This window comes from Ensifer sp. LC163 (assembly GCF_001695855.1).
Lineage (GTDB): Bacteria > Pseudomonadota > Alphaproteobacteria > Rhizobiales > Rhizobiaceae > Ensifer.
Map to the genome: position 1 here is coordinate 1 of NZ_MBSS01000049.1, position 727 is coordinate 727.

Below are 727 nucleotides of genomic sequence, written 5' to 3' on the forward strand. Positions count from 1 at the left end.
AGGTGCTGTCGGCGGCAAGGGCGACGACGTGCTGGTCGCCGGCAACGCCGTCAACTTTCTCGCCGGCGGTGACGGCGCCGATGTCTTCGTCTTCCGCACGGTGGCATCGCTGGCCAATGACGGCAGCGGCCGCGACGAGATCCGCGACTTCCAGGTCGGCGACCGCATCGACCTGTCGAAGATCGCCGAAGCCATCGGCGGCCTGGTCTTTGCCCCGTTCGCCGCCGACGGCCAGGCACCGCCGGTGCACCGGATCACCTTCTATCACGAGGCCTTCGGCGACGGCGAACGCACCGTCGTGCGCGCCGTCATCAACCTCGAACGCGACGAGGATCTCGAATTCCTGATCGCCGGCCGCCACGAGCTCACCGAACAGGACTTTATCCTCGCCGCGCTCGAAGCCCCGGCCGACCCGCCGAGAGACACCGTCTGAACAGCGAAAAAACCTCAGTGTCACGCGTTATCGGGAGAAGAAGACCATGAACACCACGGACAACAACACGGCGGAAACGGCAACGCCCAACGCGGCGCCGGCCGAAAAACCGCAGTTCGGCATCACCTCGCGCATCGTCGTCTCGGCCGTCTTTGCCGCGACGCTGGTGTTCGGCGTCGGCGGCTGGGCCGCCCAGGCCAAGCTGTCGGGTGCCGTCATCACCCAGGGCCAGGTCGCCGTCTCCCAGCAGGTCAAGCTGATCCAGCACCGCGACGGCGGCATCGTCGCGGCGAT

Annotated in this window: 1 protein-coding gene and 1 pseudogene; both read left to right on the forward strand. The window is 67.1% G+C overall.

What is annotated here, in order from left to right; genetic code table 11:
- Positions 1-433 (forward strand): M10 family metallopeptidase C-terminal domain-containing protein (locus tag BC360_RS26315; RefSeq protein WP_208858218.1); only part of this gene is annotated, 433 nt, incomplete at its 5' end.
- A gap of 46 nt (positions 434-479) precedes the next feature.
- Positions 480-727, forward strand: a pseudogene (locus tag BC360_RS26320) (HlyD family type I secretion periplasmic adaptor subunit); the annotation flags it as partial.